Raw genomic sequence first — 16,240 nt, forward strand, 5'->3', positions numbered from 1 at the left:
ATTCCGCGCCGCCCGGCCCCTCAGGAGGAACCCGCATGAACCACACCGCCCCGCTTTGGAGCCCGTCGGCCGAAGAAATCGCGGCGTCGCCCATGACAGCCTTCATGGCGCTGGCTGCGAAGGCGAGCGGCAAGCCGATTGCGGATTACGAAGCGCTGCATGCGTGGTCGATCGACGATCGCGAAGCGTTCTGGTCGCTGATGTGGGACTATTGCGATGTGATCGGCGAGCGCGGCGAGCGGACGCTGATCGACGGAGACAGGATGCCGGGAGCCCGGTTCTTTCCTGATGCGAAGCTGAATTTCGCCGAGAACCTGCTTCGCAAGACGGGAAGTTCCGACGCGCTGGTGTTCCGCGGCGAGGACAAGGTTGAGCGCAGGTTGTCCTGGGACGAGCTGCGCGCACTGGTCTCGCAGCTTCAGCAGCTCTTTCGCGCTCATGGCGTCAAAGCCGGCGAGCGCGTCGCCGCCATGATGCCCAACATGCCCGAGACGATCGCCTGCATGCTGGCGGCGGCTTCCATCGGGGCGATCTGGTCATCCTGTTCACCGGATTTCGGCGAGCAGGGTGTGCTTGACCGCTTCGGACAGATCGAACCCGTGCTGTTCATCGCGCCCGACGGCTACTGGTACGCGGGCAAGCGCATCGAGGTCGGGGCGAAGATCGCGACCGTGCTTGACAGGATGCCTTCGGTTAAAGCGGCCCTGATTGTCGATTATCTCGGAGCGGCCAGGGAGGTGGCGGCCGGTATCGGCAAGGCCGAAGCGCTGGAGATCGCGCTTTCGCCTTTCGCACCTGCGCCGCTCGAGTTCGAGCGACAGCCTTTCGACCATCCGCTCTATATCCTGTTCTCGTCGGGCACGACGGGCATTCCCAAATGCATCGTTCATTCGGCAGGCGGCGCGCTGCTGCAGCACGTCAAGGAACAGCGACTGCATGCCGGCATCGGCGACGGCGACCGCTTCTTCTATTTCACCACATGCGGCTGGATGATGTGGAACTGGCTGGTGTCCGGCCTGGCATCCGGCGCGACGCTTCTTCTCTATGACGGCTCGCCCTTTTATCCGAACGGCAATGCCATCTTCGACTTCGCCCAGGCCGAGAAGATGACCTATTTCGGCACCTCCGCGAAGTTCATCGATTCCGTGCGCAAAGAAGGGCTGCGGCCGATCGAGACCCACGACCTTTCCTCCGTGCGCGTCATCTCGTCGACCGGCTCGCCGCTGGCGCCGGAGTGCTTCCGCTTCGTTTATGACGGCATCAAGAAGGACGTTCACCTGGCATCAATCTCGGGCGGAACCGACATCGTTTCCTGTTTCGTGCTCGGCGTGCCGATCAAGCCCGTCTGGGTGGGCGAAATCCAGGGGCCTGGCCTGGGCATGGCTGTCGACGTCTGGGACGATGCCGGCAAGTCCGTTCGGGGCGAAAAGGGTGAACTCGTCTGCACCCGGGCGTTTCCCTGTATGCCGGTGAAGTTCTGGGCGGACCCCGACGGCTCCAAATACAAGGCCGCCTATTTCGACCGCTTCGACAATGTGTGGTGCCACGGCGATTTCGCCGAATGGACGGAGCATGGCGGGCTCATCATCCATGGCCGCTCCGATGCGACCCTGAATCCTGGCGGTGTGCGTATCGGAACGGCGGAAATCTACAATCAGGTGGAGCAGATGGAGGAAATTCTCGAGGCGCTCTGCATCGGTCAGACCTGGGACGACGACGTTCGCGTCGTGCTCTTCGTGCGGCTTGCGGAAGGCGTTGTCCTGGATGAGGCGCTGGAAAAGAAAATCCGCACCAAGATCCGCACCGGCGCCAGCCCTCGTCACGTGCCCGCGCGCATCGTACCGGTTGCCGACATACCCCGCACCAAGTCGGGCAAGATTACCGAGCTTGCCGTGCGCGACGTGGTGCATGGCCGTCCGGTCAAGAACAAGGAGGCGCTTGCCAATCCCGAGGCACTTGAGCTCTACCGCGACATCACCGCGCTGCAATCGTAGCCGGCGTTATGGTTAGCAAACGGTTGCCGCGAAATTTACCTCGATTTCACGGATGATACAGAATCGTAAACTGCCGTATAGTCAGGTAAGGTTTTGTTAAGGTTCGGGCCCGATAGTCCTACTCAACTTGAGGGAGAAATCCCGCTCCGCTGCCTTGGAGCTCGGTACGCTCAAGCTTCTTGTGTGACAGCCAAATTCATACTCAGGCGCTTCTCTGAAGCGCCTTTTTCTTTGGCGCCGCAGCGCGCTTTACATCATCGCTTCGCGGTCGCGCATCAGCGCCCGCGACAGAAGCACGATCGGCACTGTGGCGGTGACAATGATCAGCAATGCCGCCACTGCGCCGTCCTCCACCGCTCCACGCGATGCGTCCTCGAAGACCGAGGTTGCGAGTGTATTGAAGCCAAAGGGGCGTAGCAGCATGGTTGCCGACAGTTCCTTGACCGTGTCGACGAAGACAAGTACCGCCGCAGTTGCTATTGCCGGCCACAACAGGGGCAGCAACACCTTGCCGGCGCTGCGATAGGGGCCATAGCCGAGATTTCGCGCGGCTTCGTCAAGATGCGGCGGCAGTTTTTCAAGTCCGCTACGCAACGCGCCTTCTGCCAAAGCGAGAAATCGGATCGAACATACCAGCACGACGGCCGCTGCCGAACCGGTCAGAAGCAGGCCGGTCGAGACACCGAAAAGGTCTCGCGCCCAGGCATCCAAGGCATTGTCGAACCGCGCCAGCGCAAAGAGCAGGCCTAGGCCAAGCACTGTCCCCGGCAATGCATAACCGACCATGGCGAGTCGGGTTGCAAATGCAACGGCACGTGATCTGTCGAGCCGCGCGGCCTGGATCAGCAGCATCGCCACGCAAACCGTGATGACGGCGGCACTGGAGCCGACAACAACCGTGTTGAGCAGCGTTTCTGCTAGATCACGTTCCGCGAACTGATATAGCCGCCGCGAGGCATATTGGCCGAAGACATAGAGCGGAATGCCGAAGCCGAAACCGACAGGGAGTGCGGTCAGCAATGTTGCCAGCGCTGCACGCATACCCGTCAACTGCACGCGCGATGGGCGGCTGTTCATTTGTGAGCCGCGCCCGACGTGGAAGCGCTGCTTGCGGCGCGCCCACTGCTCGAGCATAAGCACCGCGATCACGATGATGAGCATCATGCTGGCGATCTGTGCCGCACCTTCCAGGCTGCCGCGATTGAGCCATGTCGAATAGACTGAATAGGTAAGCGTCGAAACGCCAAGATATGTCGAAGCGCCGATGTCGTTCAGCGTTTCCATCATAACCAGAGCGACGCCTGCAACGATCGCGGGTCTTGCAACCGGCAGCAGCACCTTGCGCAGCACCTTGAAGGGCGGCGCGCCGAGCGTCCGTGCCACGTCGGCAATGTTGCGGCCCTGCATGATGAACACGACCCGGCTGGTCAGATAGACATAAGGATAGAGCACCATCGTGAGGACAAACGCTGCGCCGGGCGTCGAACGGATGTCGGGGAACCAGTAATCGCGCGGTGTCGCATAACCGAACAGATCGCGGATCGCGGTTTGGACGGGTCCCGTGAACAGCAGAAACTCGGCGAATGCGTAGGCCGCTAAATAGGGTGGTACCGCAAGCGGCAGCACCAGCATCCAGGCCAAAGGCCGTCGCAGCGGAAAATCGTATGCCACGACCGTCCATGCGCTGGCGACGCCGACGATCGCCGTGCCCACGGCAACAAGCGCGAGCAGCCACAGCGTCGTCGCCGTGGAATGAGGCAGCACATGCTGCGCCAGGTGACTTAGATCTGCGCCGTTGCCGGCGAGCGCGATGAAGATAACCACCATGAGCGGCATCAGCGCCAGGGCCGACGCGATCAATGCCGGTATGAGCGCGCTGTGATAGCGCATGCGGCGCACCGGTCTGGCTGGTTCCGTAGCCTCGAAGCCGTAGGTGGCGGGGGCGCTCAATTTCCGTCTCCCGGTCGCGGGGTAGCGGCCCCGGCGACATAGGCAAAAGGCCGGGTCATTGACCCGGCCCCAAGCTCTCTATTTGCGAAGCCGGCCGTCAGCTCGACGGTCCAGCGTCGAAGCCAACCTTATCGACCATCTCAGATGCAGCCTTCCGGTGCTTTGCGATCTCTTCCAGCGGCAGCGTGTCCGGCTTGATCTCGCCAAAGCTCTGGACGATTTCGGAAGCCTTGGTTCCCGGCCCGATCGGATATTCGAATACCTGCTCGGCGTAGATTTCCTGACCCTCGGGGCTCGACAGGAATTCCATCAGCTTGATGGCGTTATCCTTGTTCGGCGCATGCTTGGCCAGAGCCATGCCGGAGATGTTCACATGAGTGCCGCGATCCTCCCCGTTGGGGAACAATACCTTGATCGACTCTGCCCACTCCTTCTGCTCCGGCTCCTTCTCGTTGGTCTTCATCAGACCGACATAGTAGGTGTTGCCAAGGCCGATATCGCACTCGCCGGCGTGGATCGCCTTTGCCTGCGCGCGGTCATTGCCGTCGGGCTTACGAGCCAGGTTTTCCTTGAAACCTTCAAGCCAGTTCTCGGCTTCGTCCGCGCCCATGTGGGCGATCATCGAGGCAAACAGCGCGACGTTGTAGACGTGCTGGCCGCTGCGGATGCAGATGCGACCTTTCCACTTGGGATCGGCAAGTTCCTCATAGGTGATCGTGTCCTGCTCGACACGGTCCTTGGAGGCGTAGACCACGCGGCCGCGCGTGGTGAGGCCGAACCAGTGACCTTCGGTATCGCGATACTGCGCCGGGATATTGCCGTTGATGGTCTCGTTCTCCACCGGCTGCGTCACGCCGGCATCCTTGGCGCCCGACAGGCGGCCGATGTCGACGGTGAAGATCAGGTCGGCCGGCGAGTTGCTTCCTTCGGCAGCGATGCGCTCGTCGATGCCTGAGTCGAGAAACAGCACCTCGGTCTGAATTCCGGTTTCGGCGGTGAAGGCGTCCAGCAGCGGCTTGATGAGGTCGGGCTGGCGATACGAATAGATGTTGACCACCTCATCGGCCGCTGCGGCAAAGGGGACATAGGCGATGCCGGCTGCAAGCGCTGCCGCCGCGAGGCGGGTGCTGGTCGAGCGAGATGCTCCGAAAATCATGACTTCCTCCAGGCAGGGGGTTCAAAGCCCCGTGTTTGAACGGATCGGGTGTTCCAGCGGGAACAGGCGGTTCATGATCGAAACCGAATATGCCGTCAATAGAAAGCGCAACAAAATCAGCAGTTTAGAATTATTCTAAACTGCTGATGTCAGGTTTTAATCAGCGAATTTCGAGATTTGGCTTCCGGCGCCTCAATCCGCCAGCACGCGCGTTGACGGAAATGTGATCTCCACCATGGTGCCTTCGCCCGGATTCGACGAAATCGAGAAGCGGGCTCTGTTGGCTTCGACCATCGCCTTGGTCAGCGGCAGACCAAGGCCAGTGCCGTCGTGGCGGCCGCGCTTTAAAGCGTTGATCTGCTTGAACGGCTTCAACGCCTGGTCGATTTCCGACAGGCTCATGCCGATGCCGGTATCGCGCACCCGCATGACGACGTCGCCCGAAGGCTCGTAGGAGGTCGACACGATGACCTGCCCGCCGGCCTGGGTATAGCGGACCGCGTTGGAAAGCAGGTTCAGCGCGATCTGGCGCACGCTGCGCAGGTCGGCCACCACTTCCGGCAGGCGGGATGCGAAGCTCGAGCGGATGATGACACGGTCGCGGTTGGCCTGCGGCTGCATGACCGCGACGGACTCGCCCAGCGTGTCGTTGAGCGACACCGCCTCGTAATTCATCTCCTGCTCGCCGGCCTCGATCTTCGAGATGTCGAGCAGGTCATTGACGAGGTCGAGCACATGGTTGCCGGAACGGTTGATGTCGCGCAGGTAGTCGCGATAGCGGTCCGACCCGATCGGCCCGAACTTCTCGTCGATCATCAATTCCGAAAAGCCGATGATCGCGTTGAGGGGCGTGCGGATTTCATGGCTGACACGGGCAAGGAACTCGGTCTTTTGCGATGACGCGCGCTCGGCCTGGGTGCGCGCCTGGGTCAGTTCCTCCTCAGCGCGCTTCCACTGCGTGATGTCGCGCACAACGGCGCAATAACCGCTGTCGCCGGGCAGCCGACCGATGGTCATGAAAAGCGGAATGAAACGGCCTTCCGCCTCGCGGCCGATAACCTCGCGCCCGTCATTCAACACGCTTGCCACACCGTTTTCGGCAAGGCCGGCGAGGTAGTCCCGCGCTGCGCGCTGGCTTTCTATGGCGAACAGCGACGCAAACGGCTTGCCTTCGACGTCCACGCTGTCGAAACCGAACAGCGCTTCGGCCGGCCGGCTGATGTTGCGGATGGTTCCGTCCGCCGCGATCAGCACCACGCCATCGGTCGCCGTGTCTATGATCGTGCGCATCTCGGCGACGTGCAGCGCCATATCCTCGACCTCGGTGGGATCGGCCGTGATCGTCGGCTGGGCAAGAGGCTCCGCAGCCGCCATTGGCTGTGCGCCATCGGCGCGCTGCAGCGCCAGCAACAACGCCGATCCGTCGCGCCAGCGTATGGACTGCAAATGTGCGTCGACCGGAAATTCCTTGCCGCCCAGCGTGCGCAGCCGCAGCTTGCTCCCGTCGGGCTCCGATGCGGCATCCGGGCTCTTGTCGACGAACAACCTGTCGAGGCCGCCCTCTCGACGGATTTGATCGAGACTGGCGTAACCGGTCAGGTTCAGGAATTCGCGATTGGCGAAATAGAGGTCGTCGCCGGCGTGCACCAGAAGCGGCAGCGGCAACCCGGCTACCAGTTCGGTATCCAGCCCGGTTTCGTGGCTGCGCTCGCTGGAGACGAAAGCCGAAGGGGTGAACCCGTCCACGGCGATCGGCGGGGCAGGGGGAGGCGCGACGTCGGCGCCCATCGATCCAGCCGGCACCGCATCGATGGTCTCGTCGGATTCGGCATCCTGCGTGCCTGCTATCGGCGCCTCATCATCGGCCTGGAGGGCAGATATGTTCTCTTCGGCGGGTTCGTCGTGATAGCCTTCGGTTTCTTCGTCATATTCGGCCGAACCTTCGTCCTGTCTGACGGTGGCGAACTCTGACTCTTCATCACCCGCTGTGTCGCCAGAGGCTTCTGGCGCGTCCGGCACTTTCTGCTCAACGTCGCCGACGCCATCTTCCGCAACCGCTTCATCGTGGGCCGCATCGCCGGCCGCGTCGGCGTCTCGCTCGTCGGCGTTGTTGTAGGGGCCTGCTATGTCCTCATCGAAGTCCGAGCCTGCATCATCGGCGCCGTCTAGCTCGGCAAGGCGCGGCTCGTCGTAGAATTCGTCCGGAACTTCGTGGTGGTCTTCCGGTTCCAGCGCAACGGCATCATCGTCCGCCAAGTCGTTGGACCGCACCAGCGCGGTTTCTGCGCTCACAACGTCGGCAGGGGCCTCATCCGCCGTCCGGTCATTCGTCGCTTCAGGCTTCAAATCATCCGAGAGCTCGGTTGCCTTCTCTCTGGCCTGGTCCTGTTCCGCCTGACGCGCCTCGTTATAGTCGCGACGCAGCCGTGTCCGGATCTCCTCGAACGCGTTGCGCTCGCCCGGGGAAAGCTGCCTGCCCGGTGTGCGGACCGGGCGGTGCTCCGCGAGGCGCACGACCTTGTCGCTCGACCGCCGCTCATGTCCCTCGGTGAGTGACAGCGCCGGTACTTCTCCGTTGAATGGATCGTTGTCGGCTGGCGTCGTATCCGCGTCGCCGGATTCCTCCGCCGGCTTTCCCTCTGTGGGAGGCACGCCGCCGCCGCCCGCCAGCTTCATGCCGAGGGCATCCGGGTCGGCAGTCACGTCGCCCATGCGCACCACGCCGAAGCCGCGAAAACCTTCGAATTCGCGGTCGCGGTTGTAGACGGGCAGGGCTGCGAGATCGACGGGTGCCCGCAGGTCCGTGCCGGCGACGGGCCACAGAACCGAACGGCCTGACCAGGTGTCTCGACGCTGGAGCAGGCCGGCGATCTCGCCCTGCGGGTCGAGTTTGAACGCGGCGGCAACATCGTTGAACCGCCGGCCGAGCACGTCGGCAGCCTCCTTGCCGACGGCGCGGGTGAAATCGTCGGAGACGGCGCTGAATGCGCCATCGGCATCGGTTTTCCAGACAAAGCGCACGGGACCTTTGGGCAGATCCGGCCTCTGCTGCTGCTGCCGATCGTCAAAGTACCAGTCATCCGACGCATCCGGCGCCGGTGTTTCCTGGTCTTCGGGCGTGGCGGAAATGGGATCGGCCGCAGGGGTGGGCTCAGTCTCGGCCTCCGAAGAGTGCGCGACCTCCGCGGCTTCATCCTCGATGACGCGCTCCGGAAGATCGGCATCGGACGGAAGCGGTGCGACTTCGTCTTCCACCGGCTCCTGCCGCGCGTCGACGGTTGTCTGTGTCGGGATCTCGTCGCGGCCGCCTTCGCTGTCTGGCCCTATCTCCTCCACGGGCTCATCCACCGCGACAAGCAGGTGAAGGGCAGGCTCGTCCACGAGCCGTGCGATGCCCGCTGGAATCAGTCCGTCTCCAGCCGGAATCAGCCGCTTCACCAGCCGGTCGCTTTCGCGGGCAACCTCTTCCACCAGCCGCGACAATGTCTCCTGCGAAATTCCAAGGCCGTCGAAGCCGGGCGACGTCGCGTTCGCATGCGCCGCATCGTCGATGAGGGCGGCGAAATAACCTGCTTCGCCGAACCCTTCGATGACGCGCGCAGCGGCTTCGTCACCGCCAAGGGATCTGGGCGTTTGTGTCGGAACGGCCAGCAGTACCGCAGGCTCGCCATCGGGTAGCGTGACGCCGGACACGAGAAACTGCACGGCGCGGCTCGTCATGCCGCTTGCCAGTCGCACCATCACCTGCCGGTCGCGGTCCATACGTGGAAAGCCCGGCGTCGCTGCAATCTGCCTGCGCGCCGCAAAACCCAGGCCGGGCGAGCCGCCCATCACCGCCTCGATGTCCGGATAGCCGAGCAATGCCGCGCCAGGCCCATTCGCCCAGATCACTTCATCGAGGTCGATCGTCAGGATTGCCAGCGCATCGCCTGCGGCAAAACGCGTACGCACCTCTTCCATCACGGCAATGTCGATGAAGGAATAGGGGCCTGAAGCCATGCGAAAACCTGAAGCCGTTGAGTGGGCGGACGAGCCGTTGTTAACTCTTTGTTAGTAAAAGTTCGGTGGCGCCGCGTCCAGAAAGTCGGGACCCCACAGCGCGCGAATCTTGTTCCTTGGTTAATCCCCGGGGCGCAAATTTGCTGCATCGCAACAAAATTGTTGCAATGCACAAAAAGAGCGCCTATATTGGCGTCAAGTCAAACGAGCCGGCACGATAAGACGTTGCCGGACCAAGTGTAAAGGATCGAGCGATGACCAAAGCCGCCGCAAAGACCGCCGAAACCGCCGAAACCATCGAATTCCCGACCTTCGACGCCGACAAGACGGCAGACCAGTTCCGAGCCTTCGCCGAGAAGGGCGTCGAGCAGTCGAAGGAAGCCTATGCCAAGATGAAGACCGGCGCCGAGAACGCGCAGAAGGCCATGGAGTCGACCCTCGAAACCGCCCGCGCCGCCGGCAGCGAATTCTCGATGAAGTCGATTGCAGCCGCCCGTGCCAACACGGAAGCCGGCTTCGCTCACCTCGAGGCGCTCGTCGCGGCCAAGTCCCTCTCCGAGGTGATCGAGCTGCAGACAGCGTTCCTGCGCAAGGCCGTTGAGACCGCCGTCGAGCAGGGCAAGGATTTCCAGGCTGCGTCGACCAAAGCTGCCGAAGAGGTTTCCAAGCCCATGAAGGAAGCCTTCGAGTCGACCGTCAAGGAACTCAAGATCGCCTGACGCGTTCAGGTTGCAAGTACACCGCGTGAAGGAAACCTCCTCCCTTCCCGATCGCGGCTCAGAAGACCGGCTCCTCCTCCCGCCGGTCTCCTAACAGGAAAAGGCCGGGATCTCCTCCCCCCGGCCTTTTTCCTTTTTTTAAGCGTGGCTTGCGGCGCATCGGGCTTGAAATCGCCGCCGATAGTCCGTAAGAGCCTCGCCAGCCAGAGCTTGGCGCGTGCGGTTGTAGCTCAGTTGGTTAGAGCACCAGATTGTGGATCTGGGGGTCGCTGGTTCGAGCCCAGCCAACCGTACCATCTTCTTCCGACATTCCGCCGTCAGTCGATTGCCTCAATCCCTTGGGCTTTCAGCCGTTCGAGATTGTCCTTCATTTCCTTCAGCCGCTCCGGAGAATGGCCCTGCCATTCAGCCACTTCGCCCGTGATGCGAAGCGGTTCACGCGAGCGGTAGGATTGTGTGGGGTTGCCCGGGAATTTCTTGTCGGTCAGGTTGGGGTCATCCTCGACGGGACCCGTCGGCTCTACGATATAGATTCTTTGCCGGCCGTCGCCTGCGGCCAGTTCCGCACCCCATATCGCCGCGTCGAGAGTCCCTGTCAGATACACCCACGACGCGAGCTTTCGGGCGCCGAAATTGGAGTTGTAGCCGGCCCGGATCAGGTCTCCCCGTTTCAGGTCTGCGCGTGTGCCATGGTAGAACAGGCGTGGATTGTCGTTGTCGGGGATCGTCATTGCGTCTTTGCTCCTTGCGCCGCCGCAACACATTTGGGGTGCCTGCACGCGTCATCAAGACACGTCTGCGAATATGGACAAGACACAGACGGCTGGTTAGCGTCATGCCATGTCACGTCTGATCTTGCTGATCTGCATCGCTCTTTCCCTGTGCCTCTCCCCATACATGGCGAGCGCGGGCGAGACAGGCATGACCGGCGGCGCGTCGTACGGAATGCAGATGTCGGCCGGCGGCGACCATGACATTTCGGCTATGGTCGACTGTCCGCGCCGGGGTAGCTGCATAGGCGCTGCATCGGTCTGCGCATGGGCCTGCACCGGCAACGCCGTGGTTGACCTGGCTCACCCTGGTGTAGGCTTGGCGCATGTTCCTCGTGAGCTTTATGCGCTGCTCCTGACGCAGGTGCGCGAAGGCGTGTTTCTTCCCACGACAGAGCGCCCTCCCAAAATCCGTCTCCTGTGAGCCCGCACCCTTCGGGGTGTGAATCGTAGGATTTGCATTGGGACCAATGCGTCCCAAGGAGACGGATATGACTACTTTTTCAAGACGCGGCTTTCTCGCCGCCAGTGCTGCCGCTTTGGCAATCTCACAGTTTCCGCGAACGGGTTCGGCACAACAGCAGGCACTGGACCTGCGTGCCACAAGCCGGACGTTGGATATCGACGGAAAGGCTGCAACGGTATGGGGCCTGGCCGGCCCGTCCGGTCAGGGCCTGGTGCTCGATTCCGGGCAGCGCTTTATGGTGAACCTGACGAATGAGTTGCCGACGCCGACGCTGATTCACTGGCATGGCCAGATTCCGCCCAATGAACAGGACGGGGTGCCCGATATGCCTATGCCCATGCTCGCGCCCGGCCAGATGCGTGGCTACGACTTTGTGGCTGCTCCGGGAACGCATTGGATGCACGCGCATATTCCGCTTCAGGAGATGCGGCTTCTCGCGGCGCCGCTGATCGTCCGCAGCCCGCAAGACATCACCGGCGACCGTCAGGAAGTGACGATGTTTCTGCACGATTTCGCCTTCAAGTCCCCTGAAGAGGTAATGGAGGAAATTACCGGTGGGCATTCCTCAGTCGGGGATGCAGCCATGGGACATGGCGAAATGTCCGGGAACCGCATGCCGCAGACGGACCAGTCCGCCATGCCCGAAATGGATCATGGAAGCATGCCGATGGCTGGTATGGAGATGGACCTCAATGACTACAATTGGGACGCCTACCTGGCCAATGATCGGACGCTTTCGGACCCGGAAGTGGTTCGCGTCGAGCGTGGCGGGCGCGTACTTCTGCGCGTCATCAACGCTTCTGCCGCCACGGTGTTCTGGGTCGATACCGGGGCCGTCGAGGCGCGGCTCGTCGCTGTCGATGGTCACGCGGTGCAACCGGTGAAGGGCAGCCGCTTTGGTATCGCGATGGGCCAAAGGCTGGACATGGAGATCGACCTGTCCGGTTCCGGAGCCTGGCCGATGCTCGCTTTGCGGGAAGGCGCGCGTGAGCGCACGGGGCTGATACTCGCAACGGCAGGCGCAGACATAGCCAGGGTCGGATCGACAGCCGACGAGGACGCCGCGGCTTTCGACACCGATCTTTCCCAGGAATTGCAGCTCGTAGCCCGCGATCCGCTGCCGCCACGCGCGCTGCAGCGCAGTCACATGGTGATGCTTGGCGGTGGGATGCAGCCTTACCGCTGGACGATCAACGGCAGAACCTGGGGTGAGCATGTTCCGGTCACGGCACGCACCGGCGAGCGTGTTGAGATCATGTTCCACAATATGTCGATGATGGGCCATCCGATGCACTTGCACGGCCACGTTTTCCAGGTGGTGGAGATAAATGGAAAGCGCATTGACGGGGCTAGGCGCGACACGGTCTTTGTGCCTCCGATGGCGATGGTGACTGTCGCGCTGGATGCGGGCGAGGCCGCGCGCTGGATGCTGCATTGTCATCATATGCCGCATCTTGAAACCGGCATGATGACCGAGTTTGCAGTCGCGGCGTGATGATGACGGGGCGCGGCAACGCGCCCCGTCAGATCTTCCCGCGGTCGCTCGCCATTTCGTCAAAAATCCAGTCCCGGAAGGCGCGGACGCTTTTCTGCCTGAGCGCGCCTTCCGGATAGACGACGTAGTATTTCCACCTCGATTCAAGCGTCAGCTCAAAGGGCCGAACCAGCCGCCCGGCCGCCAGGTCGGCGGAGACGAGAACGCTGCGGCCCAACAGCACACCTTCTCCCTGCACGGCCGCCTCAACCGCGTAAGCGGCGGCTTCGAAAGTCACGCCACCTTCCGGATCGATTCCATCGAGACCCGCATGCTCCAGCCATGCCGCCCAACCGATGCGAAAATTGTCATGAATGAGCCGGTGATGCCTCAGGTCGCTGGGCTGCCGCAGCGGATGGTCTCCTTGCAGCAGTTGTGGGCTGCAGACAGGAGACACCCTTTCGTCGGACAAAAGCTCTGATACAACGCCCTCATACCCGCCCGCTCCGTAGCGTATCGCGATGTCGATGCCGCCCCGCAGGAAGTCCACCAGCGCGCCAGACGTGGAAAGGCGCACGTCAATATCGCGATGCGCGCGGTGAAAGCGGTGAAGGCGCGGCACGAGCCATCGGCCGGCGAAGCCGTCGGATGTGCTGACGTTGAGGGTTCGTCGTGGACGGGCGGCGGTGGCTGACATGGTGGCCGCCGCGATGCGGTCGAGGCTCTCCCCGACCGCCGCCGCATAGGCGGTGCCGGCGTCAGTCAGGCGCACAGACCTGGTCCCCCGATCGAAAAGCCGTATGCCAAGCTTGTCTTCCAGATTGCGCACTGCGCGGCTGACCGCGCCGTGCGTGACGTTCAGTTCGGCGGCGGCCTTGGAGAAGCTCAGGTGTCGTGCAGCGGCTTCGAAGGCGGGAAGGCTCATCAACGGAGGCAGCTTGCGGGGCATGGGTGACCTGCGAGCGATACTCACAAATGCTGCACGATTAATCGTTTGTCGTCCAGCGTGTCAGCACCAATTCTACGCCCAGGCCGGTGCGGTCAGGGGCTCGCCGGAAGCCGTTTCGGCAATGGAAGAAGTCGGTGTTTGCGGCGGTGATGCTGCAGATCGGCCAATGGCAAAGGATATGACGATGAAAATCTACCCCCATCTCTGGTTTGCATCCGAGGCCGAGGAGGCGATGGAGTTCTATACCTCCATCTTCAAGGGATCGAAGGTGCTGGAACGTGTCGACCTGCCCGATCCGGAACTCTCCGTCGTGCGCTTCGAGCTCCCGGGAATGCCCGTGGCGGCTCTCAATGCCCATTCGCGCGTGCCCTACAACGAGGCCTTTTCTTTCCTGGTCGAGACGGGTGATCAGGAAGAGACCGACTATTACTGGAACGCGCTGACGGCGGGCGGCGGCAAGGAGCAGCCCTGCGGATGGCTGACCGACAAATTCGGCGTCTACTGGCAGGTAACGCCAACCATCCTGCTCCGCATGATCGCGGATCCGGATCGTCAGAAAGCCGCCCGAGCGCTGCAGGCCATGTACAAAATGAAGAAGATCGTCATTGCCGATCTTGAGCGCGCCTTCGCCGCCGATATGACGAACGAGCAGGACGTTGCCCGTACGTTCAGCGACGTGGGCTTTTTCGACCATCTTGTATCGACAGCCGGCACGCCGCCGCCCGGTGACCCGATTGGCGATACCGATATGGAGGTGGTGCGCGGCTTTGTTGACAACAAGCTGGTCGGCGCCGTGCTGCTAGCGAAGCATGCGGTTCGGACGTTAAAAGTGGGTGGATCGATGACGTTCACGTCGGGAATCAACAAGGACCGGCCGCCGGTGCCCGGAGGGGCGGTCGTGTCCGCGGTCGCCGGGTCATTCAGCTATTTTGCGCGGGCACTGGCGTTGGAGCTGGCGCCGACCCGGGTGAACATAGTCTCGCCCGGATGGGTCGACACGCCGATGTGGGACGAACTGGTCGGGGAAGCCAAATCGGCGTTCTTTGCAGAAATGGCGCCCCGATTGCCGGCCCGAAAGATCGCGACGCCGGCGGATGTTGCGCCCGCATACATCTATCTCATGGAAAGCGAATTCACGACAGGCGAGACTATCCGCATCGACGGCGGGCACCATCTGATCTAGCTGCGCCCTCAGAAAAGCGAGCCCTGCTCGCCGCCGCCCGGCTTCGGCTTCGCCGCCGGCTTCCTGGTGGCAGGCTTCGGCGATTCGGTGCCGGATGCGACCGCTCCGGCGCGGCCGTCGGCAAACTCGATGCTCAGTACATCGCCTGGGCTGATGCGCGACGCACTTTTCACCGGCTGGTCATCGGCGTCGCGGATCAGGGCGAAACCGCGCTGCAGCACCGACTTGTGAGACAGCGTTTCCGCCAACCGCCCGGCCTGCGCAAGAAGTGTCGAGCGCCGTTCCAATGTCGCGGCAATAGTTTGATCCGCGCGCCGGCCAAGCAATTGCAGGGCCTGGCGGTGCGTTTCGACCCGCCGAAGCAGCGTGGACGGTGCGACCCGCGCGGCGTCGCGGGCAAAGCGTGTCCGCGCCTCGTTGACGCGACGCTGAAGCATCGCGGGCGACAGGCGCAGGCCGCGGAAGCGCAGGCGCTTCGCCTCTGTGTTGGCGAACAACGCGCGGCCCAGCCGGCTGGCGGCCTCGTCGAAGCGCCGGCGCGGCAGCGCCAGCAACTGGTCGGCCGAGGGCAGCGCGCGCGCCGCAGCGCGCAGACCCTGGCGTTTGCGTTCAGTGCTGCGCGAGACGGCACCTTTGACACGAGCCGAGAGCCGCGAAAGCGCCGCTTCCAGATCGGCCTTTACCGGCACCGCGAGCTCTGCCGCGCCGGTCGGCGTGGGCGCGCGCACATCGGCTGCATGGTCGATCAGCGTCCAGTCCGTCTCGTGGCCCACGGCCGAGATCAGCGGAATGCTTGATGCGGCGGCCGCGCGGACCACTGCTTCATCGTTGAAGCCCCACAGGTCCTCAAGGCTGCCGCCCCCGCGCGCGACGATCAGAACGTCCGGCCGCGGTATCGGACCTGCCGGATCAAGCCGATTGAAGCCTTCGATCGCCGCTGAGACTTCCGCCCCCGTCGTTTCGCCCTGAACCCGCACCGGCCACACCAGCACGTGCAGCGGGAAGCGATCGGTGATGCGGTGGATGATGTCGCGAATGACCGAGCCGGTGGGCGACGTGACGACGCCCACCACGCGCGGCATATACGGCAGGGCGCGCTTGCGTTGGTCGTCGAACAACCCTTCGGCCGCGAGCTTGCGCCGGCGCTCCTCCAGCAGCGCCATAAGCGCGCCGACGCCGGCCGGCTCCAGATTGTCGATGACGATCTGGTATTTCGACGAACCGGGATAGGTGGTCAGCTTGCCGGAGGCGATCACCTCCATGCCTTCCTCGGGCCTGAATTTCAGGCGCGAGAAGGTGCCTTTCCAGATGACTGCTTCTAACCGCGCGCGCTCGTCCTTCAGTGCGAAATAGGCATGGCCAGACGAGTGAGGCCCCCGGTAGCCGGAAATCTCGCCGCGCACGCGCACATTGCCGAACTGGTCCTCCACCGCACGCTTCAGCGCGCCCGAAATCTCGGAAACGGTGAATTCGGCCGCATTGGTTGCAGCACTGGAAGGGAGGTCGGACAAAGGCAAGGATTCGCTCATCGTCAAAGCATGGCATGAAAGCGGTGATGCACGTCAAGGATCGTGGCGCAA

The 16,240-nt window shown here is 62.8% G+C and carries 11 protein-coding genes and 1 tRNA gene; 6 read left to right on the forward strand and 6 right to left on the reverse strand.

The genetic code is table 11. The features are described 5' to 3' along the window. Positions 1 to 35 precede the first annotated feature (35 nt). A complete protein-coding gene (locus ACVJNE_RS10160; RefSeq protein ID WP_499565241.1) occupies positions 36 to 1,994 on the forward strand; it encodes an acetoacetate--CoA ligase in 1,959 nt (652 codons plus the stop codon). 249 nt (positions 1,995 to 2,243) lie between these two features. On the opposite strand, the gene ACVJNE_RS10165 is transcribed toward ACVJNE_RS10160, so the two are convergent. The 3 genes from ACVJNE_RS10165 to ACVJNE_RS10175 all read right to left on the reverse strand — a co-directional run bounded on the left by ACVJNE_RS10165 (position 2,244) and on the right by ACVJNE_RS10175 (position 9,099). Then, the gene (locus ACVJNE_RS10165) at positions 2,244 to 3,944 is read right to left on the reverse strand and encodes an ABC transporter permease (protein ID WP_499565244.1); all 1,701 of its coding nucleotides are present in this window, start codon (positions 3,942 to 3,944) and stop codon (positions 2,244 to 2,246) included. Positions 3,945 to 4,041: 97 nt separating this feature from the next. Continuing rightward, positions 4,042 to 5,100 (reverse strand): Fe(3+) ABC transporter substrate-binding protein, encoded by a 1,059-nt coding sequence (locus ACVJNE_RS10170; RefSeq protein ID WP_499565246.1) that lies wholly within the window; start codon positions 5,098 to 5,100, stop codon positions 4,042 to 4,044. Positions 5,101 to 5,292: 192 nt separating this feature from the next. Beyond that, positions 5,293 to 9,099 carry a histidine kinase dimerization/phospho-acceptor domain-containing protein gene (locus ACVJNE_RS10175; protein WP_499565248.1) on the reverse strand — a complete coding sequence of 1,269 codons (3,807 nt, stop codon included), beginning with the start codon at positions 9,097 to 9,099 and terminating at the stop codon, positions 5,293 to 5,295. Between the two features lie 254 nt (positions 9,100 to 9,353). On the opposite strand from ACVJNE_RS10175, the gene ACVJNE_RS10180 reads away from it, so the two are divergent. Together ACVJNE_RS10180 and ACVJNE_RS10185 are read left to right on the forward strand one after the other, a co-directional pair. Then, complete coding sequence (locus tag ACVJNE_RS10180; RefSeq protein WP_499565250.1) at positions 9,354 to 9,818, forward strand: phasin; 465 nt, start codon at positions 9,354 to 9,356, stop codon at positions 9,816 to 9,818. Between the two features lie 219 nt (positions 9,819 to 10,037). Further along, positions 10,038 to 10,114, forward strand: a tRNA-His gene (locus ACVJNE_RS10185). A gap of 21 nt (positions 10,115 to 10,135) precedes the next feature. Here the strand turns inward: ACVJNE_RS10185 and arr are convergent. Further along, entirely contained in the window at positions 10,136 to 10,549 is a 414-nt protein-coding gene (gene arr, locus ACVJNE_RS10190; protein ID WP_499565252.1) for an NAD(+)--rifampin ADP-ribosyltransferase, read from the reverse strand. A gap of 109 nt (positions 10,550 to 10,658) precedes the next feature. On the opposite strand from arr, the gene ACVJNE_RS10195 reads away from it, so the two are divergent. Together ACVJNE_RS10195 and ACVJNE_RS10200 are read left to right on the forward strand one after the other, a co-directional pair. Beyond that, positions 10,659 to 11,012: a hypothetical protein gene (locus tag ACVJNE_RS10195; RefSeq protein ID WP_499565254.1), complete on the forward strand. Its 354-nt coding sequence runs from the start codon at positions 10,659 to 10,661 to the stop codon at positions 11,010 to 11,012. Between the two features lie 67 nt (positions 11,013 to 11,079). Next, positions 11,080 to 12,549: a multicopper oxidase family protein gene (locus ACVJNE_RS10200; RefSeq protein ID WP_499565255.1), complete on the forward strand. Its 1,470-nt coding sequence runs from the start codon at positions 11,080 to 11,082 to the stop codon at positions 12,547 to 12,549. A 28-nt stretch (positions 12,550 to 12,577) separates the two neighbouring features. Here the strand turns inward: ACVJNE_RS10200 and gcvA are convergent, their stop codons facing one another. After that, positions 12,578 to 13,477 carry a transcriptional regulator GcvA gene (gcvA, locus tag ACVJNE_RS10205; protein WP_499565257.1) on the reverse strand — a complete coding sequence of 300 codons (900 nt, stop codon included), beginning with the start codon at positions 13,475 to 13,477 and terminating at the stop codon, positions 12,578 to 12,580. A gap of 121 nt (positions 13,478 to 13,598) precedes the next feature. Here gcvA and ACVJNE_RS10210 point away from each other — a divergent pair, with 121 nt between their 5' ends. After that, positions 13,599 to 14,660 (forward strand): SDR family oxidoreductase, encoded by a 1,062-nt coding sequence (locus tag ACVJNE_RS10210; RefSeq protein WP_499565259.1) that lies wholly within the window; start codon positions 13,599 to 13,601, stop codon positions 14,658 to 14,660. 8 nt (positions 14,661 to 14,668) lie between these two features. Here the strand turns inward: ACVJNE_RS10210 and xseA are convergent, their stop codons facing one another. Continuing rightward, positions 14,669 to 16,171 carry an exodeoxyribonuclease VII large subunit gene (gene xseA / locus ACVJNE_RS10215; RefSeq protein WP_499565466.1) on the reverse strand — a complete coding sequence of 501 codons (1,503 nt, stop codon included), beginning with the start codon at positions 16,169 to 16,171 and terminating at the stop codon, positions 14,669 to 14,671. Positions 16,172 to 16,240: the final 69 nt, after the last annotated feature.

This window comes from Mesorhizobium sp. DxT, from assembly GCF_058448885.1.

What these genes read in the sequence shown, in the direction of transcription:
- ACVJNE_RS10160 (WP_499565241.1), top strand. Translation starts at nt 36, where the DNA reads ATGAACCACACCGCCCCGCTTTGGAGCCCGTCGGCCGAAGAAATCGCG.
- ACVJNE_RS10170 (WP_499565246.1), bottom strand. Translation starts at nt 5,100, where the DNA reads ATGATTTTCGGAGCATCTCGCTCGACCAGCACCCGCCTCGCGGCGGCA.
- ACVJNE_RS10175 (WP_499565248.1), bottom strand. Translation starts at nt 9,099, where the DNA reads ATGGCTTCAGGCCCCTATTCCTTCATCGACATTGCCGTGATGGAAGAG.
- ACVJNE_RS10180 (WP_499565250.1), top strand. Translation starts at nt 9,354, where the DNA reads ATGACCAAAGCCGCCGCAAAGACCGCCGAAACCGCCGAAACCATCGAA.
- arr (WP_499565252.1), bottom strand. Translation starts at nt 10,549, where the DNA reads ATGACGATCCCCGACAACGACAATCCACGCCTGTTCTACCATGGCACA.
- ACVJNE_RS10195 (WP_499565254.1), top strand. Translation starts at nt 10,659, where the DNA reads ATGTCACGTCTGATCTTGCTGATCTGCATCGCTCTTTCCCTGTGCCTC.
- ACVJNE_RS10200 (WP_499565255.1), top strand. Translation starts at nt 11,080, where the DNA reads ATGACTACTTTTTCAAGACGCGGCTTTCTCGCCGCCAGTGCTGCCGCT.
- gcvA (WP_499565257.1), bottom strand. Translation starts at nt 13,477, where the DNA reads ATGCCCCGCAAGCTGCCTCCGTTGATGAGCCTTCCCGCCTTCGAAGCC.
- ACVJNE_RS10210 (WP_499565259.1), top strand. Translation starts at nt 13,599, where the DNA reads ATGGAAGAAGTCGGTGTTTGCGGCGGTGATGCTGCAGATCGGCCAATG.